At 66.3% G+C, this 22,980-nt stretch carries 19 protein-coding genes; 12 read left to right on the forward strand and 7 right to left on the reverse strand.

Going from position 1 to position 22,980, the window contains the following annotated elements; translation table 11 throughout:
• Positions 1 to 1,296 carry an MFS transporter gene (locus GQ56_RS0105400; protein WP_052007179.1) on the forward strand — a complete coding sequence of 432 codons (1,296 nt, stop codon included), beginning with the start codon at positions 1 to 3 and terminating at the stop codon, positions 1,294 to 1,296.
• Between the two features lie 254 nt (positions 1,297 to 1,550).
• Complete coding sequence (bfr, locus tag GQ56_RS0105405; RefSeq protein WP_031397678.1) at positions 1,551 to 2,030, forward strand: bacterioferritin; 480 nt, start codon at positions 1,551 to 1,553, stop codon at positions 2,028 to 2,030.
• A gap of 164 nt (positions 2,031 to 2,194) precedes the next feature.
• Here the strand turns inward: bfr and GQ56_RS0105410 are convergent, their stop codons facing one another.
• Together GQ56_RS0105410 and GQ56_RS0105415 are read right to left on the reverse strand one after the other, a co-directional pair.
• Positions 2,195 to 3,061, reverse strand: a complete 867-nt coding sequence (locus GQ56_RS0105410) for a DMT family transporter (protein WP_031397679.1) — start codon at positions 3,059 to 3,061, stop codon at positions 2,195 to 2,197.
• A gap of 110 nt (positions 3,062 to 3,171) precedes the next feature.
• Positions 3,172 to 3,507: a DMT family transporter gene (locus GQ56_RS0105415; RefSeq protein WP_052007197.1), complete on the reverse strand. Its 336-nt coding sequence runs from the start codon at positions 3,505 to 3,507 to the stop codon at positions 3,172 to 3,174.
• 672 nt (positions 3,508 to 4,179) lie between these two features.
• Here GQ56_RS0105415 and GQ56_RS0105430 point away from each other — a divergent pair.
• The 5 genes from GQ56_RS0105430 (at position 4,180) to GQ56_RS0105455 (ending at position 11,105) form a co-directional block, all read left to right on the forward strand.
• Positions 4,180 to 5,160, forward strand: coding sequence for an AraC family transcriptional regulator (locus GQ56_RS0105430; RefSeq protein ID WP_235212633.1), 981 nt, complete (start codon positions 4,180 to 4,182; stop codon positions 5,158 to 5,160).
• 163 nt (positions 5,161 to 5,323) lie between these two features.
• Complete coding sequence (locus GQ56_RS0105435) at positions 5,324 to 6,250, forward strand: transporter (RefSeq protein ID WP_031397682.1); 927 nt, start codon at positions 5,324 to 5,326, stop codon at positions 6,248 to 6,250.
• A gap of 51 nt (positions 6,251 to 6,301) precedes the next feature.
• On the forward strand, positions 6,302 to 7,822 hold the full coding sequence (locus GQ56_RS0105440) for a GMC family oxidoreductase (protein WP_031397683.1): 1,521 nt from the start codon (positions 6,302 to 6,304) through the stop codon (positions 7,820 to 7,822).
• A gap of 694 nt (positions 7,823 to 8,516) precedes the next feature.
• A complete protein-coding gene (locus GQ56_RS0105450) occupies positions 8,517 to 10,037 on the forward strand; it encodes a sugar ABC transporter ATP-binding protein (RefSeq protein ID WP_031397684.1) in 1,521 nt (506 codons plus the stop codon).
• Positions 10,038 to 10,046: 9 nt separating this feature from the next.
• Positions 10,047 to 11,105 (forward strand): ABC transporter permease, encoded by a 1,059-nt coding sequence (locus GQ56_RS0105455; protein WP_031397685.1) that lies wholly within the window; start codon positions 10,047 to 10,049, stop codon positions 11,103 to 11,105.
• Between the two features lie 45 nt (positions 11,106 to 11,150).
• Here GQ56_RS0105455 and GQ56_RS0105460 read toward each other — a convergent pair whose 3' ends face one another.
• From GQ56_RS0105460 to GQ56_RS0105475, 4 genes are read right to left on the reverse strand one after another with little or no spacing between them, the layout of a single operon-like run.
• Entirely contained in the window at positions 11,151 to 12,110 is a 960-nt protein-coding gene (locus tag GQ56_RS0105460; RefSeq protein ID WP_031397686.1) for an ABC transporter permease, read from the reverse strand.
• On the reverse strand, positions 12,103 to 13,131 hold the full coding sequence (locus GQ56_RS0105465; protein ID WP_031397687.1) for an ABC transporter permease: 1,029 nt from the start codon (positions 13,129 to 13,131) through the stop codon (positions 12,103 to 12,105). Before GQ56_RS0105465 ends, GQ56_RS0105460 begins: the two co-directional genes overlap by 8 nt.
• Positions 13,128 to 14,672 (reverse strand): sugar ABC transporter ATP-binding protein, encoded by a 1,545-nt coding sequence (locus GQ56_RS0105470; protein WP_031397688.1) that lies wholly within the window; start codon positions 14,670 to 14,672, stop codon positions 13,128 to 13,130. Before GQ56_RS0105470 ends, GQ56_RS0105465 begins: the two co-directional genes overlap by 4 nt.
• A complete protein-coding gene (locus GQ56_RS0105475; protein WP_031397689.1) occupies positions 14,669 to 15,670 on the reverse strand; it encodes a sugar ABC transporter substrate-binding protein in 1,002 nt (333 codons plus the stop codon). The genes GQ56_RS0105470 and GQ56_RS0105475 overlap by 4 nt, the downstream gene beginning before the upstream one ends.
• A gap of 252 nt (positions 15,671 to 15,922) precedes the next feature.
• Between GQ56_RS0105475 and GQ56_RS0105480 the strand changes: the two genes are divergently transcribed.
• Together GQ56_RS0105480 and GQ56_RS45515 are read left to right on the forward strand one after the other, a co-directional pair.
• Positions 15,923 to 16,993, forward strand: a complete 1,071-nt coding sequence (locus tag GQ56_RS0105480; protein WP_031397690.1) for a substrate-binding domain-containing protein — start codon at positions 15,923 to 15,925, stop codon at positions 16,991 to 16,993.
• Positions 16,994 to 17,074: 81 nt separating this feature from the next.
• On the forward strand, positions 17,075 to 17,212 hold the full coding sequence (locus GQ56_RS45515; protein ID WP_161788546.1) for a hypothetical protein: 138 nt from the start codon (positions 17,075 to 17,077) through the stop codon (positions 17,210 to 17,212).
• Between the two features lie 287 nt (positions 17,213 to 17,499).
• On the opposite strand, the gene GQ56_RS0105485 is transcribed toward GQ56_RS45515, so the two are convergent.
• Positions 17,500 to 18,264, reverse strand: coding sequence for an IclR family transcriptional regulator (locus GQ56_RS0105485; RefSeq protein WP_034198850.1), 765 nt, complete (start codon positions 18,262 to 18,264; stop codon positions 17,500 to 17,502).
• 197 nt (positions 18,265 to 18,461) lie between these two features.
• Here GQ56_RS0105485 and GQ56_RS0105490 point away from each other — a divergent pair, with 197 nt between their 5' ends.
• The 3 genes from GQ56_RS0105490 (at position 18,462) to GQ56_RS0105500 (ending at position 22,792) form a co-directional block, all read left to right on the forward strand.
• The gene (locus tag GQ56_RS0105490; RefSeq protein WP_031397692.1) at positions 18,462 to 19,907 is read left to right on the forward strand and encodes an amidase; all 1,446 of its coding nucleotides are present in this window, start codon (positions 18,462 to 18,464) and stop codon (positions 19,905 to 19,907) included.
• A gap of 105 nt (positions 19,908 to 20,012) precedes the next feature.
• Positions 20,013 to 21,350: an aminotransferase class III-fold pyridoxal phosphate-dependent enzyme gene (locus tag GQ56_RS0105495; protein ID WP_031397693.1), complete on the forward strand. Its 1,338-nt coding sequence runs from the start codon at positions 20,013 to 20,015 to the stop codon at positions 21,348 to 21,350.
• Positions 21,347 to 22,792: an NAD-dependent succinate-semialdehyde dehydrogenase gene (locus tag GQ56_RS0105500; RefSeq protein WP_052007180.1), complete on the forward strand. Its 1,446-nt coding sequence runs from the start codon at positions 21,347 to 21,349 to the stop codon at positions 22,790 to 22,792. The genes GQ56_RS0105495 and GQ56_RS0105500 overlap by 4 nt, the downstream gene beginning before the upstream one ends.
• Positions 22,793 to 22,980 lie beyond the last annotated feature (188 nt).

Here is a 22,980-nt window from a genome sequence, read left to right on the forward strand (position 1 = left end):
ATGCGAGCCGATCTCGATACCATTGCCGCCGCTGCCGATGCCCGGGTGGATGCCGGCCGGGCGAACGACACCGCGCGACGCGCCGATTATCTGGCGCTCGCGCTGATGTACGTCGCGCAGGGTCTGCCGATCGGGCTCGCTTACCACGCGCTGGCCGTGCTGATCCGCGCGGGCGGCCACGATGCGGCCGCCGTCGGCTATACCGGGCTGGCGTTCGTGCCGTGGGCGCTCAAGTTTCTCTGGGCGCCCGCCATCGACAACGCATGCGAACGCCATGGCCTGCCGCGCGTGCTCTGGACCACGCAGATCATGATTGTCGCGGTCTGCGCCGCGCTCGTGCCGTTTCCGCCGGCCGTGTCGCTGCCGGCGTCGCTGACGCTCGTCGTGCTGATGAACGCGCTCTGCGCGACGCAGGACATCGTCACCAATGCGTATGCGGTGCGCACGATGCAGGGGCGGGCGGCCGGCGCGGCGAACGCGATCCAGGTCGCCGGCTTCATCGTCGGCATGCTGGCGGGCGGAGGCGGGCTGCTCGTGTTGAGCGCACAGGCGGGCTGGACGTTCGCGATGACGGCGTTCGCGATCGCGATGGCGCTGATCGACCTGCCGCTGCTGTTCGTCGATACCGGTTTCGCGAAGCGCGGCATCGCCGACGCCGGCCCGGCCGCGCCGCGCGTGAGGCTGCGCGATGTCGTGAGCGGCCGCGACTTCGGCTGGGCCATGTTGCTCGCGAGCACCTTCAAGCTCGCCAGCACGGCCACATCGACGCTCGTCCAGCCCTGGCTGATCGATCGCGGGCTGTCGCTCGACGAGATCGGGCGGCTGCAGATGAGCAACCTCTGCTGCGTCGCGCTTGGCGCGGTCGCGCTCGGCATGCCGCTCGTGCGCCGCCTAGGGTGTCGGCGCGCGGTGCAGGTCGGGATCGTCGGCGCCGGCGTATCGCTCGGCGCGGCGTGGATGCTCGAGACGCGCGGCATGTTCTCGCTGCTGCATTGCCATGTTGCGTTCGCCGTGCAGTCGCTGTTCGAAGGCGCGATGTATGTGGCGATCTGGGCAACGCTGATGAACTGGGCGTCGCCGGCGCGCCCCGGCGCGGATTTCACCGCGATGCAGTGTTGCGAGAGCGTAGGGAGCGCGGTGGCCACCGGTGCGATCGGCATGGCCGTGGCGACGCTCGGTTACGGTGCGGCGTTCGCCTGCTCGTGGGGGCTGGCGGTGCCGGTGTGGGGCGCGGCGTTCGTCAGCGTGCGCAGAATCCGGCTGCATGAAGCCGGCGGCCGGCCCGATCGCGTGTGAGCGTGTGTGCGCGCGACACGCGCGCGACGAACGGGCGCGGCCACGGCAGTCATCGGGAGTGTGAAACAGGAATCGAAATCATTCGTACTACACGACGATTCGGGCGCCCGCTTCGCGCGTTTTTCGGGATCGGATCGTCGTGCGCCGCGAAGCGGCCGGCTTCGCATAGAAGTCGTTTGCGGATGAACCGGGCGTCGACTATTGTAGGCTCTGGAAGTGTCGTGCGCATGCACGGGTTGATCGGGAGAACTGCGATGAAAGGCGACAAGAAGGTCATCGAATATCTGAACGCGCAACTCAAGAACGAGCTGACGGCGATCAACCAGTATTTCCTGCACGCCCGCATGTATCGCCATTGGCAGCTCGACAAGCTGGGCAAGCATGAATATGAGGAATCGATCGGCGAGATGAAACATGCGGACGCGCTCATCGAGCGCATCTTCATGCTCGACGGGTTGCCGAATCTCCAGGACCTGCACAAGCTTCTCGTCGGCGAACACACGGAAGAGATTCTCGAATGCGACCTGAAGCTCGAGCGGGTGGCACAGGCAACCTGCAAGGAAGGGATCGCGTACTGCGAGTCGGTGCAGGATTACGTGTCGCGCGAAATTCTCGAGAACATCCTCGACGATACCGAGGCGCACATCGACTGGCTGGAAACGCAGCTCGAACTGATTCAGAAGGTCGGTATCCAGAACTACCTGCAGTCGGGCATGACCACGCTCGACTCGTGAACGCGTCGTGCGCTGCGGCAGGGTGCGATGTGGCGCGTCGCCCCGCCGTCCGGATGCCGTGCCGATTCGACCGATTCGACTGATTCGCGCAAAGCGGCACACGTCGCGGGCAGGATCGTGCGCGGCCGATTTTCTCCACCCGGACAGTGCGTCTTGCGGCCGCCTCAATGCGTGGCGGCGCGCAGGCGGGGCCGGTATTCGGTGACGATCATCGCGACGACGATCAGCGCCGCACCGGCGAAGTTCACCGGGCTCAGGCGGTCGCCGCCGAGGACGTAGCCGAAGAGCCCGCCGAATACCGGCTCGAGCACGAGAATCAGCGCGATCCGGCCGGGCGCGGATTCGACCTGCGCGCGGGTCTGCACGAAGTAGCCGATCGCCGTTCCCCCGATCCCGACGATGACGGCCGTCCAGACGGGCTGCGCGGCGGCGGGCACGGAGAACTCGCGAAAGGCCAGCGACCAGAGCAGCGACAGGACGCCGACCACCAGCACCTGAACGAACGCGAGCAGCTCGACGTCCGCCCCCTTGCTGCGCTTCGACAGAACGACGATGTGCAGCGCCGTGAAGACCGCGCACCCGAGGACGAGCGCATCGCCGACGTGGATCGCCAGATCCTGGATCGTCAGCATGGCAAGCCCGACGGCGGCGATCGCCGCGCCGGCCATCTGCTGCCGGTTCGGCCGGAGCCGGAGCATCCAGAAGCCGAACACCGGCGCGAAGATGACGGCGAGCCCCGTGATGAAGCTTGCGTTCGACGCGGTCGTGCGGGCGATCCCGGCGGTCTGGAACGCGAATGCGCCGAACAGGACGACGCCGGGCAGGATCCCTCGCCGCGCGGCGCGCCACTCGACGTGTCGCCAGCGGCGCATCAGCACGACGAACATCGCCGCGGCGCCGATCAGGAAGCGATACGCATTGAATGCCGATGCGCTGACGGCCGCGAGGGATTCATGGATCGCGACGAACGACCAGCCCCAGAGTACGGTCACGCAGACCAGCGCGCACGCCCAGGTGTTCTCCGATTTCATGTCGAGTCTCCTGGTGGAATTTGAAAGCGATGGCCATTGGTCATCGCGGCTTGAATGGATATCCGGTACGGGTGCGTCGACGATCGGTTGAAAAACGAAACGCGATCGCATCAGGACGGACCGTCGCCGAGATTCAGCAGGACGAGGCTCCCCGCGGCCATCGCGAGGCCGCAAAGCTTGAGCGCCGAAAGCGACTCGCCGAAGAACAGGATCCCGAGCCCGGCAGTGGCGGCCGTACTCGCGCCGGCCCAGACCGCGTAGGCGAGGCCGACCTCGACGTGCAACGTTGCGATGGACATGAGCCAGACGGCGCCGGCATAGCAGGCGGCGGCGACCGACGGGAAGAGACGGGTGAAGCCGGACGAGAACTTGAGCCCGATGGTGCCGAGCACTTCGGCAATCACGCTCAGTCCGAGGAGAAACCACGCAAACCGGCTCGCATTCACGATGCACCTCGCCATCCGCGTCGTTTATACCGAACGATGCAGGGGAGGGTGGATTCAGCGGTACCCGGAAGCCTTCAAATTAATACAAGCGGAAATCGTACGCAAGCCGGAAATTTTCATTCGCGACGGGCACGCATTCCGGTTCGGTCTCGATCGACTGCCCGGAAGCAGACGGGCCGAGCGGGGTGGCGATATGCGGCAAGCTACGCGCCGACCGGGTTCGATTCCGGATTCACGTTTCGCGCGGCGATCGACGCTCCGTGCATATGTTTGGCTTCAGCGTGCATATCGTGACGGCTCCCGTTGATTGCGCCACGCCGTAATGTTCGCGTAAATCGGGAAAGCATGATGCACTGGTAAAAACCAGCATTGACCGACCATTCGGTCAATTAAAGAATGTGCTGCGCATCTGAAATAGAGAGGGAGAGTCAGTTTGAAATGGTGCGCGAGAGGGGGTTCCAACTGCCGCCGCACATTAAAAACAAATGGTTGGTAATGCTTATTCAATTTTGTAATTTCTGAAATTCGCGATTCAATTTCCGGATATTTCCGACGAAGCGCCATTTTCGATGAGCGTTTCATCGGGTTGCGTCGCCGCGCCGTTTCCAGTCCGGATTGCCGGCGATATCCGGAGACACGCGACGCGTCGTTCAGGTACCCGGGGCGGTCAACATGGCAGCAGATCTTTCTTCACCGGCTATGACACATGAAATCGTCGTTGGCACGAGCAGCAGCGATACAAACCTCCGCGACCTCATTACGGAAAACTTTCTGCCGCTGCTGCTGCGGGATACCGGCCCACTCTTCCGGATGTCGGTGCGCTTTGCCGCGTCGGGGGGAATCCGCGTCGCGGATGTCGATACCTCGTCGATCAGGGTGGACCGGGATCGCGTGCTGGCGGAGCGGACGGATTGCGACTGCTACAAGATCCTGTTCCAGATTGCCGGACAAAGCCGCATCACCCAAAGAAACAAGACGTCGACCGTTAATCCCGGAGAGTGGGCTGTCTACGATGCGACTCAGGCGTATTCGATCGAATGCGCGGATGCGTCGCGGTTCGTTGCCGCGCTCATGCCGCCAAGAAGCAGCACCATGTGGCGGTGGTTCGTCGATCGTGCGGACGCGCGGGTGTACCGGACGGTCGGCAATGCTCATCTTGCCCTGCAGGCCATTCAGTACCTGATGGACGGGCGGGTTCCCGACGATCCGGAAAGCCTGTTCGGTTTCGAGCAGTCGACGTTGATGCTGCTCGATTCGGTGGTGCGCCGCGAGGCCAGCGGCTGTCTCGACAAAGCCGCCGCGCGAAGCGCGTCGCTGCGCATGAACGCGGAAATCTTCCTCGCGCGACACTACAGCGATCCCGACCTGACGCCGGACAGGCTTGCGCATGCGTTGAATGTATCGCGGCGTACGCTCTACGGCGCGCTTTCCGCGACGGGCCAGACGCCGCACGGGCTGATCCAGGAATATCGGCTGCAGGCCGGCAAGCGCGCACTCGAGGATCCGTCCGATACGAACCGCAACCTGCTGGAACTGGCAATGATGTGCGGTTTTTCCGACATGACGCATTTCGGTCGGCTGTTCAAGGCGAGATTCGGCTGCAGCCCCGGCGCGTATCGTCTCGCCAGCCGGAATGAATCGTACTCCGGGTAGCGCATGCTTCTTCCCGAGGTGTCGTGTCATATCCATGCGCCACGACGCAATTTGCACTCGGCGACGTAACGTCTGCACCCGGTGTACGAAGTCGAATGATTTGAATTCCTAAACTAATCGTCACGACAACATCAAGTGGTTGACGATAGTTCAGGAGACGATCATGAAGAGTAATCATGCAGCCGACCGAAAATTACGCGTGACCGGTTCATCCCGCCGTCCGCGCGTCTTGAAGATGGCTGCGCTGGCGATGGCGGTAGCTTGTTGCCCGACGCTGGCCTCGGCGATCAGTGTCGATGCCGGCGACTACACCCCGCTGCCCGCCGGCGCGAACTTCGCCGGAATGTACTATCAGCACGCGGAAGATACCCGGATCTACGCGAACGGTTCGCGGGTGGCCGGCGGGGATATCACCCAGGATATCGGCATTGCGCGTTTCGTCCACTACACGTCGATCGACGGATTCATCGTCAACTACCAGGTGCTGATTCCGTTCGGCCATGTCGGCGGGACGAACCAGATGTCGGGCCTCGGCAACAACACGGGGACGGGAGATGTGATCTTTGCTTCGACCGTCTGGGTCGTCAACCATCCCGAGTCGAATACCTACCTGGGCATCACGCCGTTCATCTACGCGCCGACGGGCAGCTACGATCACAATCGCGAAATCAATCTCGGCGAGAACCGCTGGAAATTCGCGCTGCAGGCCGGCTTCATCACGCCCGTTGCGCCCAAGGTGATGCTCGACCTTGCCGCCGACGCCACGGCATTCGCGCCGAACCACAACTATGGCGTGACCGGTGCGACTCTGACGGAGTCTCCGCTGTTCCAGGCGCAGGGCTGGTTGCGCTACCAGCTCACGAGCAGCTTTGACCTGCGGTTGGGGGGATCGTACGTCTTCGGCGGCAACCAGACAATCGCGGGCGTGTCTCAGGCCAACCGGCAATCGACGCCCAGCTTCCTCGTCGGAGCAGGATGGTTCCCCACGAAAACCTGGCAGGTCATCGCGCTCTTCGGCCGCCAGACCTCCACTGAAAACGGTCCGCTCGAGACGCAGCGCTTCAATCTCCGCGTTGCGCATTTCTTCTGATCGAGCCGCCGCACGTCGATCGTCAACACCTTCGAACAAGGATTAAAAACCATGGATGCATACGACTACATCGTTGTTGGCGCAGGTTCCGCCGGTTGTGTGATTGCCGCGCGATTGAGCGAGGATGCACGCGTTCGCGTGCTGCTCCTGGAAACCGGGCCGCGAGACGAGGATCCCAATATCGCGGCGCCGAGCGGTTGGCCGTCCCTGTGGAATACGCCGGTGGACTACGCGTACCACACGGTGCCGCAGGCGCATACCGCGGGGCGGTCGCATTACTGGCCGCGCGGGCGCACGCTCGGCGGGTCCAGCGCACTCAACGGCATGATTTACGTTCGCGGACACAAGAGCGACTACGATGCCTGGGCCTACCAGGGTTGCCTCGGGTGGGACTACGACTCCGTGCTGCCGTATTTCCGTCGATCGGAAGATTTCGAGGGGGGCGAAAATCGGTATCACGGTGTCGGCGGTCCGCTGCACGTGTCGCGCAATCGCGATCCGCATCCGATTTGCGAAGCCGCGATCGAGGCGGCGGTGCAGGCAGGCTTTGCGCGCAACGACGATTGCAACGGAGAAGCCATCGATGGCGTCGGCTACTGCGATCTCACGATCAAGGACGGCGTGCGCCAATCGACTGCGCGAGCGTTTCTGCAACCCGCGCGCGATCGCGCAAACCTGACGGTCAAGACCGGCGCACGCGTCGAAAAACTGGTGCTCGCGGGCGATCGATGCGTCGGCGTTCGCTATCGCGAAGGAGCGTCGGTCGTCGATGCAATGGCCGAAAGCGAAGTGATCGTCAGCGGCGGCGCGATCGCCAGCCCGCAGCTGCTGCTGCTTTCAGGTATCGGCCCGGCGGACGAACTCGCCCGCGTCGGGATCAGGGCAACGCATCACCTGCCGGGCGTCGGGAAAAACCTTCAGGACCACCTGCTTTGCAGCGTGATCTTCGAGGCGTCCAGGCCGATTCCCGCGCCGCGAAACAACATACTCGAGTCGCAGTTGTTCTGTCGCAGCGACGATCGTCGCATCGGTCCGGACTTGCAGCCGCTCTTCATGCATATCCCGTACTATGCGCCGGGCTTCGACGGTCCGGCAAATGCGTGGACGCTGTGCGCGGGCCTCATTCGTCCGGCGAGCCGTGGCGAGATTCGTCTCGCGTCGAACGATCCCGCCGCCGCGCCGCTGCTCGATCCGCGATATCTTTCCGAGAAATCGGATCTCGACCGCCTGGCGCAAGCCGTCCAGATCTGTCGCGATATCGGCAACCAGCCTGCCTTCGACGCGTGGCGGGCACGAGAGGTCTTGCCCGGGCCGGCCGGGAATGACCCCGCTGCGCTGCGCGAGTACGTGCGTCGCGCGTGCGTGACCTATCACCACATGGCCGGTACGTGCAAGATGGGTGTGGGCGCCGATGCCGTTGTCGATCCGGAACTGCGCGTGCGAGGGGTGAGCGGGCTTCGCGTTGCCGACGCGTCCATCATGCCGGACGTCGTCTCGGGAAACACCAATGCGCCGGCCATCATGATTGGCGAAAAGGCGGCCGCCCTGATCCGGCAATCGCAGCGGAAGTAAGTTCGGCCCACCCGCATCGGCGCGATGCGGGTGCATCGGAGGCCGGGGCTGCCGGCTCGCTGTCGAGCCGGCAGCCCGCATTTCCGCCTCGTCTCCTGCCGTGGAGCCGCGCCCGACGACGCGTGTTCGCATGCGTGTGCCCTGAGCCGGGGCGGGGCGGAAGACGGTTGCATCGTCACCGGACATTCCGGTCTACGCCGCTACCGAGCGGCACCTGCCTGATCCAGACCCGCCCCCACGATTCCATTTGCCGCGACATCGGTCCGGCACGCCGGAAGCGCTATCCGTCGTACGAGGGAAACGGCGGCGTCACGCGGCACATTCAGCGCAAGCGGTTGCGTCGCGAAGACGAGATGCCGGCCGATCCGGGCAGGGCAGCCGCTGCCCGCGCATTGCACGGGCAATGCCGGCATTCGCGTCCACGTCATATCGATGACAGAAATCGTTGTTTGCGGGCGCATCGTCCGGCGCGCTAGATTGGCCGGTCCGGCGTCGGGGCCAGCCCGGCGCGCGGCCATGCTCAACGTGGATCGACGTGGAGGCCGAAGCCGATGAGTCGCGACATGCCGTTCCCGCCAAGACGGAATTGCGCCGGCGCACCGTGTCCGGTCGCACGCTTCCGTTGCTCGTACGGCATCGCGAATTCGGCGAACTCGATGCCGCTCGCCGAGCCCCCCATCTTTCCGGCACTGCATTGACGACGACCTCATCGAACCCGCGCGTTGAGCGACGGCATCGCGTCGCGCCGCCCCCCGTCCTGACCGCCGCCAGCGTGTCGAAGCGCTTCGACGCGACGATCGCGCTCGCATCGGTCGACCTGTCGATCGGCGCCGGCGAAGTCGTCGCGCTGATGGGGGCCAACGGCGCGGGCAAATCGACGTTCGTCAAGATCCTGAGCGGCGTGATCCGTCACGACGGCGGCACGCTGACGCTGCACGGCACGCCTTACCGGCCGGCGTCGCCGCACGCGGCCAAGCAACTCGGCGTCGCGACCGTGCATCAGTCGGTCGCGGACGCGGTCGTGCCGACGCTGTCGATCGCCGACAACCTGCTGCTCGACCGGCTGTGCGATCCGGCCTCGCCGTGGCGCGTGCCGCCGGCAGCCCGGCGCGATGCCGCACGGCCGCTCGCCAGGCGCGTCGGCCTCGATGTCGACCTGGCGGCCCCGCTCGCGTCGCTTTCGCTGGCGGACCAGCAGCGCGTGACGCTCGCGCGTGCGCTTGCCGGGCAGCCGGGCCTGCTGATCCTCGACGAACCGACCGCGAGCCTGTCCGCGCCGGAGGCCGAACGCCTGTTCGCGCTGCTCGATGCGTTGCGTGACGACGGCGTCGCAATCCTGCTGGTGTCGCACCGGCTCGGCGACCTGCGCCGCATTGCCGATCGCGTCGCGATCGTGCGCGACGGACGGATCGTCGCCGATCTCGCCGCACCGGTCGATTTCGACGCGGCGGTGGAAACGATGATCGGGCGGCCGTTGCCGGCCGCGCGTACGCCGGGCGCGGTTCCGGCCGGATCGTCCGACGCGGGCCTGAGCCTGCGCGGGCTCCGGTTGAGGCCGGCCAGCACGCCGTTCGATCTCGACGTGCGGCGCGGCGAGATCGTCGCGATCGCGGGCCCGGTCGGCGCCGGCAAATCGCGCCTCGCGAACACGATCTTCGGCGCCGTGCGCGCCGCACAGGGCGCGATGACGCTCGACGGCCGGCCGTGGCGCCCGCGTTCGCCCGCCGATGCGATTCGCGCCGGCGTGTTCCTCGCCGGCGAGGACCGCTGGCGCTCGTCGCTGTTTCCCGACAGCGTGCCGTTTGCGTCGATCGCGGGCACGATCAGCTTCCCGTTCCTGTCGCGCTGGTTCGGCGGCGGTGCGGTGCGCGCCGCGCACGAACGCGCGGCGGCGGTTGCCGCGATCGAGCGCTTCGGGATTCGCTGCACGGGCCCGGACGATCGTCTCGCGCGGCTGTCCGGCGGCAACCAGCAGAAGGTCGTGCTTGCCCGCTGGCACGCGGAACCCGCGCGACTCCTATTGCTCGACGAACCGTTCCAGGGCATCGACGCCGGCGCGCGCGCCGATATCGTCGATACGTTGCGGCGCCACGCGCCCGAACGCGCCACGCTCGTCTTCGTCAGCGATCTCGAAGAGGCCGCCGAAGTCGCCGATCGGGTCGTCCGGTTCGATCGCGCGACGCTCGATCGTTCATTCCTCAACCCGTCAGACTGAGCCATTGCGATGCTGAAATCCGCCACGCCCGCCGTTGCACCCGATGCGGCTTCCACCGGGCCGGCGCTGCCCGCGTCCGCGCGCCTGCGCGCCGGCCTCGAACGCACCGGCATCCTGCTGGTGCTCGCCGCGCTGGTCGTCGTCTTCACCGTCAAGGAGCCCGCGTTCCTGAACGTGGACAACCTGTTCAGCATCCTGCAGGCGGTGTCGATCGTCGCGCTGCTCGGGATCGGCGTGACGATCACGCTTGCGGCGGGCGGCTTCGACCTGTCGGTGGGCAGCATCGCCGCATCCGCGCAGATGGCGGCCAGCTATGTGCTGGTCGTCTGGCACGGCAGCGCGCTCGCGGCGGTGGCCGCCTGCATCGCGCTCGGCGTGGCCGCCGGCCTGTTCAACGGCGTGCTGATCACACGCTTGCGCGTGCCGGACCAGCTCGCGACGCTCGGCACGCTGTTCCTGCTCGCGGGCCTGCAACTGATCCCGACCGGCGGGCGTTCGCTCGCGACCGGTTCGGTGCTGCCCGACGGCACGGAAGCCGGCGGCACGTTTACCGACGCGTTTCTCGCGCTCGGGCGCCTGCGCGTGTTCGACGTGGTGCCGTTGCCGGTCCTGATACTGGCCGCGGTGACGGTGCTGGCCTGCGTGGCGATGGAGACGACGCGTTGGGGCCGCGTGATCTATGCGATCGGCGGCAACGAGACGGCCGCGCGGCTCGCCGGTGCGCCCGCCGCGCGCTACCGGGTCGCCGCCTATGTCGTGTCGGGCGCGATCGCGGCGCTGGGCGGCGTATTGATTGCCGCCCGCGTCGGGCGTGGCGACGTCAGCGCCGGGCATTCGCTGCTGCTCGATGCGGTGGCCGCCGCGCTGGTCGGGTACGCGGTGTGGGGCGCGAAGCGGCCGAACGTGTTCGGCACCGTGGTCGGCGCCGTGTTCGTCGGCGTGCTGCTCAACGGCCTGACCATGCTGAATGCGCCGTACTACCTGCAGGATTTCGTGAAAGGGGCGTTGCTGGTGCTCGCGCTGGCGTTCACGTTCGGCATCGGCCGGCGCGCGGATGCCCGCGCGTGAGCGGGGCGGGCGGACCGGCGGCCATTGCGTGGCGGCCGCAGCCGCTTAAGCGGTGCGCACGCGCCGCTCCATGAAGCTCAGCGCGAGCACCGCAAGGATAAGCGCGCCGGTGGCCACCTGCTGCCAGTAGAAGTTCCAGCCGATCAGCAGCAGCCCGTTGGCGACGAGGCTGATCAGCAGCACGCCGAGCAGGGTGCCGGCGACGCCGGGCCGGCGCGTCGGCGATAGCGTCGTGCCGATGAAGGTCGCGCCGATCGCGTTCAGCAGGAAGCCGTTGCCGGCCTGCGGCACATAGGCCTTGACCGTCGACGACAGCAGCAGGCCGACCACGCCGTAGACGAGCGCGCTCGCGACGAACGTCGCGACGACGGTCGCCGCGACCGGCAGCCCGGAATGGCGCGCGACGCCCGGCTGCGCGCCGAGCGCGGCGCTGTACCGCCCGAACGCCGAATGCGCGAGCGCGACATGCACGACGACGCCGAGCACGACGACGCACCACAGCGGCACCGGCACGCCCGCGAGCGTGCCGTGCGCGAGCGCGCCGAACAGCGGCGGCAGCGCCACGTTCAGCAGGTAGACGGGCTGGCCGCCGCCGGTGGCGAGCTGCTGGACGGTCTGGCCGATGAACAGCGTGCCGAGCGTCGCGAGAAACGGCGCGATCCCGAGCCCGGCGATCAGCGCGCCGTTGAACGCACCGACCAGCACCGCCGCGCCGAGGCCGCCGAGCAGCGCCGGCAGCACGCCCACCTGGTGCGCGACCAGCTGCACGAACACGAGGCTCGCGACGTCGATCGCGGTGCCCAGCGACAGGTCGACCGCGCCGATCGACAGCGCGAGCGTCATCCCGAGCGCGGCGATCGAGAGCAGCGCAAAGTTGTTCACCAGCACGTCGGCGAGATTGGCGGGCCGCGCGAATCCCGGCGCGAACACCGCGAAGAAGGCGATCACGGCGAGCAGTGCCGCCACGAGCGAGAACCGCTGCAGGCGGCCGATCCGTTCAGTCATGGGCATGGTGTTCCGTATGGCGGCGCCGAATCAGCGCGGTCGTCGCGACGACGAACAGGATCAGCGCGCCTTCGACGCCGTTGACCCAGTAGCTCGACACGTTGTCGAGCTGGAAGCCGTTGCCGACAATGCCGACGAACAGCGCGGCGAGCAGCGTGCCCGGCACCGTCGGCACGAGCCGCCGCGAGAACACGACGCCGAGCAGGGCGACCGCGACGACGGCCAGCAGGTTTTCGCCGGCGCCGGGCGAGCTGCCGCTCAACAGCGCGCTCGACGCAAGGGCGGCCAGCGCGGCGGCGACGCCGCTCAGCACGTAGCTGGCCGCGACGTACGCATTCACGCGCAGCCCGGCCGCCCGGGCGGCATCGCGATACGCGCCGGTCGCGGCGAGCCGCAGGCCGAAGCGGGTCCGATGCAGCAGCACGGCAAACAGCAGCGCGACGATCAGCAGCGCGGACGCGAGATGCGGCACGTCGAACGGGCCGTTGTCGATCAGGAAGGCCAGCACCGGGCTCGTGGCCGCGACCGCCGTGTTCTGCGTCAGCACCAGTTCGAAGCCGGCGCACAGATTCATCGTCGTCAGCGTGGCCAGCAGCGGGAAGATGCGCAGCGCGATCACCGCGAACGCGTTGAGCGCACCGACGGCCGCGCCGGTGGCCAGCATCAGCGCAAGCGCCCCGCCGTCCGGCAGGCCGTCACGCAGCGCGACGGCCTGCACGGCCGCGCACAGGCCCATGTTCGCCGCGATCGACAGGTCGAGACCGCCGCGGATCGGATCGGGGCCGCCGCCGATCAGCACGGCCGTCAGCCCGAACCCTAGAATGCCGACCACGGCCGACTGCTGCAGCACGTTCGCGAGGTTCGCGACCGTGAGAAAGAGCGGCGAACTCGCGGCAAACACCGCGCACACGACGGCGAAGGCCAGCACCGCGCCCCAGCGCAACCAGAATTGCGCGCCGAACGCGTCCGGCGGACGGGCGAACGCCGCATCGACCGGCGCGCGACCGAGGATCCGGTTCATGTGACGGCCTCCTGCCTCGGTGCCTGGCTGCGTGCGCCGGTGGTCCAGGCGAGCAGATCCTGGCGCGTGGCGTCGCGGGTCGCGACTTCGCGCACGATCCGGCCGCGCGCCATCACGAGCACGCGATCGGTGACGTCCAGCAGCTCGATCAGGTCGCTCGAGAACAGCAGGACCGCCGCGCCGTCGCGGGCGAGGCGATCGAGCAGCCGGTAGATTTCCGTCTTGGCGCCGATATCGACGCCCACCGTCGGCTCGTCCAGCAGATAGACCGGCGATGCGCGGTCCGCGCCGCGACTGAGCCATTTCGCGAGCGCGACCTTCTGCTGGTTGCCGCCGGACAGGTGGCGCACCGGCGCGTCCGGGCCGGGCGCCCGCACGCCGAGCGCGGCGATCAGCCGCTGCACCACGTCGTCCTCGCGGCGCCGTGCGACCAGGCCGAGGCGGGTGAAGCGCGCGAGGCTCGCGAGCGTGATGTTCTCTCGCACCGACAGGCTCGGCGCGACGCCGTGCGAGCGGCGGTCTTCCGGGACGAACGCGATGCCGCGACGCACCGCGTCGCGCGGGCTGCGCAGTCGCGCCGCGCGGCCGTCGAGCGTCACCGCGCCGCGCACGCCGCGTTCGAGACCGAACAGGCTGCGCACGACCTGCTTGCCGCCGGAACCGAGCAGCCCGGTGACGCCGACGATCTCGCCGCGCCGGACCTCGAACGACACGTCGTCGAACCGGCCGGGCAGCGCGAGGCCGGCAACCCGCAGCGCGGACGGGCCGGGCACGCGCACCGGCGCATGCGACCGCGCGGCGACCTCGGTGCCGATCATCGCCGCGACGAGCGCCTCGGTCGGCGTGGTCCGTGCGTCGACGTGCGCGACGTCCGCGCCGTCGCGCAGCACGGTGACGCGATCGCAGATCGCCGCAATCTCGTTCAGGTAGTGCGACACGTAGAGGATCGTCAGCCCGCGGCGACGCAGCCGGTCGAGCGTTTGCAGCAGGCGGTCGACCTCGCTGCTGACGAGCGCGGCGGTCGGTTCGTCGAGCACGAGGATGCGCGGATCGCGCATCAACGCGCGCGTGATCTGCACGATCTGCCGCTCGGCGACGCTCAGCTCGCCGATCAGCCGGTTCGGCGGCAGGTCGAGACCGAAATGCGCGTGCAGCGCCTCGCTTGCTTCTCGTCGCATGCGGCGCGACGCGAGCAGCCCGAGCGGGCCCGCGCCGAAGGCCGGCTCGCTGCCGAACTGCAGCGCCTCGGCGACCGTGAAGGTCGCCGGCAGCAGGCGCTCCTGATGGATGAACGCGATGCCGGACGGCGGCGTGCGGCGCCCGAGCGCCCGGGTCGCGCCGTCGATTGCGATCGTCCCGGCGTCGGCCGTGTCGATGCCGGCGAGAATCCGGATCAGCGTCGATTTGCCCGCGCCATTCTGCCCGATCAGCCCGTGCACGGTGCCGCGCGCGACGTCGAGCGACGCGTCGCGCAACGCCGGCACGCCATCGAAGTGCTTGACGATCCCGCGCAGCGCCAGCGCGGGCGTGCCGGCGCTCATTTCGGGGCGGCGGCCTGCCCGAGCGTCTGCTGGGCCGACCCCGCGTTGTCCTTCGTGACGAGCAGCGACGGGACATACGTATAGGGCGGCAGCGCGCGGTCGCCGGCCAGGTAGCGCGCGACATTGTCGACCGCGGTCTTGCCGATCAGCGCGGGCTGTTGCGCGACCACGGCCGCCGCGCTCGATTTCGGATCTCTCACGAGCGCGACGACATCGGGGCTGCCGTCCACAGCGTAGGTCCTGATCTCGCCGCGGCCCGCGGCGTCGACGGCCTGCGTCGCGCCGACCTGCGGCACGTCCCATGCGGCCCAGATGGCGGCAACCTGCCCCTTCGGGTATTTCGCGAGCAACTGGCTGACCTGCGCGTATGCGCTCTGCACGGTGTTGGGAATCACGTCGCGCAACTCGGGCTGCAGGATCTTCACCTTCGGGTAGTACTTCAGCACCGCCTTCAACTGGTCGTAGCGAATCGCGCACACAGGTACGCCGTAGAAGCCGTTGAATACGAGGATGTTGCCTTCGCCGTGGATATCGTTGACGAGCTTCAGCGCGAGCTGCTCGCCGATGAAGAAGTTGTCCGAGGTCGTGACGTTGAGGCTCGACGGCGACGCCGTGTCGATCGTGAACAGCGGAATGCCGGCTTGCCGGATCTTCTGCAGCCACGGTTCGAGCACGCTTGCCGTGCCGAGCTGCTCGATGATGGCGTCGGGCTTCTGCGCGATCAGCGTCTGGATCTGTGCGATCTGGCGGTTGTCGTTGCGGCCCGCGTCGAGCGCGATCGGCGTGCCGCCGAGACGCTTCACTTCGTCGATCGCCCCCTGGTATGCCTTCAGGTCCCAGTAATGATCGGTGCCGATCGCCGTGATGCCGATGCGCTTGCCCTTCAGCGACGGCACGGCCGCGTCGCCTTGCGCGCGGGCGGGGGAAAACGTGGCGACGGCGGCGAGCGCCAGCAGGGCGGCGGCGAGCGCGCGGCGGGTCAGGGCGGGGCGGATCATGGCGTCGGTCGGGTCTGGATGGCGCGAGGGGGCTGAACTGCACGACTCTAATGACAACGCCGGCAAGCCCTAACCATCGATTCCTGCTACGCATATCACGCCCGCGCTCGATTGCTTGTTCCGCGATCGACGCCCTCGGGCCGCCGACGATTTGCCATTCGACGGAATATCGATTGCCGAATCGCTCGGTTTGAACCGGTTCGCCGCGCTGCTAGATTTTTCCGATCCCGACACTCGCCAAGGCAAACCAGCATGCGATTCCCGTTCCTTCGTCCATCGCGCCCCGGCCGGGTGCTCCGCTCGCTTGCGCTCCTGTCCGTCGCCGCGCTGACCGTGTCCGCGTCGCATGCCGGCCCGCTCAAAGGCGCGCCCGCGCCGTTCGACAAGGGCGGCGTGAAAGTCGCGCTCGTCAACTACCTGTCGACCGGCGATTTCTTCCAGGCGTACGAGGCCGGTGCGCAGAAGCAGGCGAAGGCCCTCGGCATCGACCTGCGCATCTACGAGGGCCGCCAGGATGCGGCCGAGCAGCGCGAGCAGATCCAGCAGGCGATCAGCGTCGGCGTATCGGCGATCATCGTCAACCACGGGCTGCCCGAATCGCTGAAGGACGTCGTGCAGCGCGCGCTGGACAAGGGCATCAAGGTCGTCGCGTTCGACGTCGATCTCGGCAACCCGAAGGTGCCGCAGATCGAGCAGAGCGATCGCGACCTCGCGAACCTGCTGCTCGACCAGGCGGTGAAGGACAACGGCGATGCGTTCTCGGCCGGCTACGTGTACGTCGCCGGGTTCGCGCCGCTCGACCGGCGCGACGCCGCGTGGCGGGATTTCAAGCGTGCGCATCCGAACGTGCGCGAACAGGCGCGCTGGGGCACCGTCGACAATCCGATCGCGCAATCGGTCGCGAATCAGGCGGCCGCGGCCTATCGTGCGCATCCCGACATCCGCGTGGTGTTCGCGCCTTACGACGAATTTGCGCGCGGCGCGAAGCTCGCGGCCGACGAGGCGAAGCTCGCGTCGAAGCTGCGCATCTACAGCGCGGACATCTCGACCGCCGATATCGAGGCCATCCGCGCGCCCGGCAGCGCGTGGGTCGCGACCGCCGCCACGAATCCCGCGGTCGTCGGCGCCGTGTCGGTGAGGGCCGCCGCGCTGCTCGTCGCCGGGCAAGATCCGGGGCGGCGGATCGCCGTCAAGCCGACGCTGATCACGCGTGACGATCTCGTGAAGAACGACATCCGGACGATCGCGGAACTCAGTGCGAAATTTCCCGCGTTTCGGGCAAGCGATGCGGTGACGGCTGCGTGGATTCCGGCGACGGATTGAGGTGCGGGGGATGTTCCTGTTCGTGGGGGTGTGGTCGTGCCTGCGGCGGATTCTTGCGGGCTTATCCGGACAGGAATTCTCTTGAACGATGCGGAGGGCGATGCAGGATCGATTTCACGTTACCAATGGATCATCCGCCCGACTTGCCCCGACGGTTTGCCGTTCGTCGGCAATCCTGTGACGCTCGCGCGCGTCGGCGAAGCGTGCGCGGGTGGGTGAAGCAGGAAGCGTTGCGCCACCGTGCCGAGAGCGCATGTTTCGAGAAGCCGACGTGCGTGGCGTTGCTGAGGCGCGCCCGGTGCGGGGTCATGTCCCGGCCTTGCACGTCCGGCCCGTGCAGCGGCCATGCCGGCACGCGTACGCTTGCCGATCAACGAGCGTACGGGCTGGATAAGTGCGGCTGTCATGTGAAAAGCAGGCAACCTGCCGACGGTTCCGTCGGAATGGCTTCAGTCGCGGACTCGAGCGACATTGCGCCGCTCGAGACGGGCAATCGAATCGACCGCTTACCGTGTGGTGCCGATTGCCCGGGCGGCCTCGATGGCGAGTGGGGAAAATCGCTCGATGAAGTCCGCCTTTGCCCACTCGGCGCGCGATCCTGCGATGTGAACCGCACCAAGCGGATAGCCGTCGCGATCGACGACCGCGCTGGCGAGTACAAATTCGCCGATCAGCGACTCTTCCTCGGCAAAGGAGAAGTTCTGGACGCGAGCTTCCTCGATTTTTTCCTTGATGCGGCCGATATCGGTAATCGTCCTGGGCGTCAGGGGCGCCAGCGTGGAACGCCCGAGGATATCGTCCACCGCCGCATCGTCGAGCTTCGACAGAATCGCGCGCCCACCGGACGAGCAATAGGTCGGGATGCGTCGACCGGGCAGCGTAGCGTAGTAGGTTTCACGCTTCGATTGCCGGCGTAACGCGTAAATGATGAAGGTGTCGTCGAACAGGCTGAGATCCACCCGCTCGCCGGCCTGTTTCTGAATCTCGTTCAGTAGCGGCGTGGCTCTTTCGATCAGTGACGAACTGCGCAAGAAATCGAAGCTGCGCGCAAGAATCGCTTTGCCCAACACGAGACCGCGGCCGCCATCCTTCCGTTCCAGATAGCCCTTCAGTACCAGCGTGTGCGCAAGGCGCTGGGTCGCGCTGCGGTCCAGACCGGTCAACTTGGCCAGATCGCCGAGACTCAACGCATCGTCGTGCGTCGAGAACGCCTCGAGCAGTTCGAGCCCACGGGCGAGCGATTGCACATAGAGATTGTCCTTGGTTGCCACGTACGCCTCCTGGCGGTTGATCAGGGTTTTCCCAGTTGCGAGCAATACGGCAAGATGCAATGATATCAAATATCAATGCAAGTGTATTGCTATTTAATACATTAGTCAAGCATCCTGTCCTGCATGACCCGGGCTGCACGCCGGGCGGAGCGTGCGGGTACGGAACGGTGCTTCTGTCACGACCCTGGTAAGACGATATGCGCGAAAACGAGTATCTGGAACTTGATGGCGTCGCACTCGCTGAACGTTTACGTGCCGGCGAGGCTTCTTCGGGCGAACTGATGGCCTGTGCCATTCAATTGGCTCGGCGAATCAATCCGGCGATCAATGCGATTTGCCATCCGGCCTATGAATCGAGTCAGCAGCTTGCGGACGAGTGGCGGGGGCGCGGTCCCTTTCAGGGGATCCCGTTTCTGCTGAAGGATTCGGGCCTCGCGGCAACGAAATTCGAGTCGAGTATCGGTTCCGCGCTGTTTGCCGACAGTCGATACAGCGAGGATGCCACCCTGGTGGCGCGGTTCCAGGCCGCCGGCTTGATTGCGTTCGCTCGCACCACGGTTCCCGAGATGTGCATGGCGCCGACGACCGAGGCAAGACACAACGGCAATGCCACCCGGAACCCGTACGACAGCACCCGTTCGGCGGGCGGATCGAGCGGTGGCGCCGCCGCGAGTGTCGCGGCCGGCATCGTACCGGTCGCACATGGCAGTGATGGCGGCGGCTCCATTCGCATTCCGGCGTCGTGCTGCGGCGTATTTGGCCTGAAGCCTTCACGAGGCCGTGTGCCGATGGGGCCGTCCCGCGGCGAAGGATGGGGGGGACTCGCTACGGATGGCGTGATCAGTCGCACCGTCCGGGATACCGCGACCGCGCTGGATGCGGTATCGCACAGCGAGCCGGGCGCGCCTTATGCTGCACCGCCTGTGAAGGGGCGTTTGATCGACCATGTGGGCAAACCCTTTGAGAGGCCGCTCCGGATTTGCGTGTGGAAGGAGCTGTCCGACGGCATCGCGCTGGCGCAGGAGTGCGCGACCGCCGTCGACGTCACGGTGCAGTTGCTGCGCGACGCGGGACACGTCGTGGAATACGGTTCCGCTTCGTCGGAACTCGACTACGAGGGATTCATCGCGGATCACACGCGCGTGCTGGCAGCCAGTCTCGTGCAGTCTGTCGACGATCGCCTGAAGGTGCTGGGGCGTGCATTGCGGGCGGATGATCTGGAACCGGCGATGCACGATGCCTACGAGCTGGGAAAAACGATCACGGCCCAGCAATACGCGACGGCAATTCGACGCTTTCACATGATAGGACGCGTGCTCGACGCGCCGTTCGAACGGTTCGACATCGTCCTGACTCCGACGCTCGCTCAATTGCCTGCGACGCTGGGAGCGCTGGTGATGGAAGGTTCGTTCGCCGGATTTCGACGGCGCGTGTCTCGCTATTCGACCTATCTGGCCATCGTAAACGCTTCGGGCCAGCCAGCGGCAAGCGTTCCGACTTACTGGACCGAAGACGGGATACCGGTCGGCACGCAGTTGATCGCCCGCTACGGCAGGGAGGATCTGATCGTGCAACTGGCATCGCAGCTCGAATCGACGGGCAACTGGCAACCGTTGCGGAGGCGACCGTCCGTCGGCCAGTGAACGCAAATTATTTGATTTTTAATTTTGGATTACTGATTGAGTTTGCCGAATGGCCGAACTGAATCAATGACGACAGACAACGCGGATAAAGGTGGGACTATCACGATGAAACTCGACAATCAAACGGCGGCGCACTCGGTCGAGGATGCATTCTTCATGCCATTTACGTCGAATCGCCGATTCCGGAAGGACCCGGTGCTGTTTACCGAGGCGCGCGGCATGCATTATTTTCGCCCCGACGGAACTCGGGTGCTGGATGGCATTGCCGGCCTCTGGTGCGTCAATGCCGGGCATGCGCGTGAGCCGATTACGGCGGCAATCCGAGAAGCGGCCGGCCGGCTGGATTTCGCATCCAGTTTCCAGATGAGTCACCCGGGGGCAAGCGAATATGCCAAGGCGCTGACCGCGATCACGCCGGACGGCATCGATCACGTGTTCTTCAGCAACTCCGGATCGGAGGCCGTGGATACCGCACTCAAGATCGCGCTTGCCTATCAGCGCGCGATCGGTCAGCCGCAGCGGGTTCGGCTCATCGGGCGCGAGCGGGCCTATCACGGCGTCGGCTTTGGTGGATTGTCGGTTTCCGGCATAGCGGCACAGCGCAAGCCGTTCGGAAATCTGCTGCCGTTTGTCGACCATCTGCCGCATACCTACGATCGAAGTGAAATCGCCTTCACGAAAGGTCAGCCGACGTGGGGCGAGCATTTTGCGGACTACCTGACTCGTCTCGTCGAGCTGCACGACGGCTCGACCATCGCCGCGGTGATCGTCGAACCGGTCTCCGGATCGACGGGCGTGCTGGTGCCCCCGATCGGCTATCTGCAGAAACTTCGCGAGATCTGCACGGCGCACGGCATCCTGCTGATCTTCGACGAGGTCATCACGGGTTTCGGCCGCCTCGGTGCACCTTTTGCCGCCGAGCGCTTCGGCGTCGTCCCGGACGTCATCACCTCGGCAAAAGGACTGACGAACGGTGCAGTGCCGATGGGCGCGACATTTGTCGCCAACCATGTCTTCGATGCATTGATGACGGGGCCGATCGACAATATCGAGTTCATGCACGGCTATACGTACTCCGGCCACCCGCTCGCCTGCGCCGCAGGCCTGGCCGCGCTACGCGTGTATCAGGACGAGAACCTGTTCACGCGTGCGGCCCAGCTCGAAGCTTATTGGGCCGATGCGGCGCACAAGCTGCGTGACTTGCCGGGGGTGCTCGACATCCGCAATATCGGCCTGCTTGCGGCGGTGGACCTGCAATCGGATTCATCCAGTCCCGGGAAGCGCGGTTACGGCGTTCATCGCGCTTGCCTGCGCCGCGATGTGCTGATCCGCGCATCAGGCGACACGATGCTGCTGTCCCCGCCGCTCGTCGTCCGGCATGAAGACATCGATACGATGTTCTCGGTGCTGTCGGAATCCATTCTCGAAGGTGCGGCATCGTGAGCGATGTGCCGACGTCCTTCGATACGCGATTGAGCATCGCGGGCCGTCGTGTCGACGGCCGGGGGGAGCGATTTCACGTGTTCGATCCCGCGACCGGTGCGGTGCTCGCCGATGCGGCCGGCGCCCATCCGGATCAGGTCGACGAAGCATTGCAGGCCGCTCATGCCGGATTCCGGGTATGGCGCGATATGGCGGCGGTCGAGCGCGCGTCGATACTGACGGATGCCGGGCGAATGCTGGGTTCGAATCTCGAGCAACTCGCCAGGCAACTCACGCTCGAGCAGGGCAAACCGTTGGCGGAAGCACGCGCCGAGTGGCAGGCGGCGCTGGAAACGCTGGACTGGTATGCGAACGAGGGGTTGCGTGCCTATGGGCGAATCGTCCCGTCGCGCGGCCGTCATGTTCAACAGCTTGTCGAGCGCGATGCGGTCGGACCGGTCGCCGCCTTCGCGCCATGGAATTTTCCGGCGCTGACGCCGATGCGCAAGATCGCCGGCAGTCTTGCAGCGGGTTGCAGCTGCATCCTCAAGGCACCGGAAGAAGCGCCGATGTCGTCGCTCGCCATTGCGCATGCGCTGGCGCGGGCCGGTCTTCCCGACGGTGTGCTGAGCGTTGTCTTCGGGGACGCGCCGGCGATTGCCGAACGGTTGCTGGGTGCGTCCGTTATCCGCATGGCGAGTTTCACGGGATCGACGCCGGTCGGTTCGGCGCTGGCCGTCGCGGCAGGCCGCCGCGCACTGCCTCTGACGCTGGAGCTTGGCGGGCACGCGCCGGTGCTGGTTTTCCCGGGCGCAAATCTGGATCGCGTGTTTGCCACGGCCGTGCCCGGGAAATTTCGCAATGCCGGGCAGATCTGTGTTGCGCCCACGCGGTTCATCGTGCACCGGTCGCTATACGAATCGTTTGCTTCGCGGCTGCGTGAATTTGCGTCCGATCTGCAGGTCGGTTCCGGTCTGGATGAACGCACCCGTATGGGGCCTCTCGCGACGCGTCGACGGTTGGCGGCAATGGACGACCTGGTGAAGGCGGCACGCGAAGAAGGGGCGGAAGTCTTTCGGGCCGCCGACGTTTCGCGACCGGGCTTCTATTGGGCGCCGACCGTCGTGACCGGCCTGAAGAGAGGATCGACGTTGTTGCGCACCGAGCCTTTCGGCCCGATCGCGCCTTGCATTTCGTTCGATGAAGAGGAGGAAGCGCTCGCGCTCGCCAACGATGTGCCGTACGGCCTCGCGGCTTACCTCTTCACGGAGTCGTTGTCGCTTGCCAAGCGTGCAACCCGCGCGCTGGAGGCCGGTATGGTCGGCGTCAATACCACGCGAATCTCGTTGGCGGAACTGCCCTTCGGCGGCGTGAAGGAGAGTGGATATGGCGCCGAAGGTGGCATGGAAGGCTTGCAGGACTTTATGGTCACGCGGTCGGTCAGCATCGATTTCGGTGACTGAAGCCCGGATAAGGTGCCCGGTTCCCCCGATGAAAGACACGCGCTCTCGCGGGAATCGCGAGGGAAACCGCAAGCGGGCGAATGCCGCGTCAGCGCGCGGCGACAGGTCGCGACGTGGCAGGTCGATGCGGGTGCGACACCGTTCGCTCCAGTGGAAACGCAGCGGCACGCGGTGGATTGTAGATGTAG

The organism is Burkholderia paludis (assembly GCF_000732615.1).
In the GTDB taxonomy this organism is placed as follows: domain Bacteria; phylum Pseudomonadota; class Gammaproteobacteria; order Burkholderiales; family Burkholderiaceae; genus Burkholderia; species Burkholderia paludis.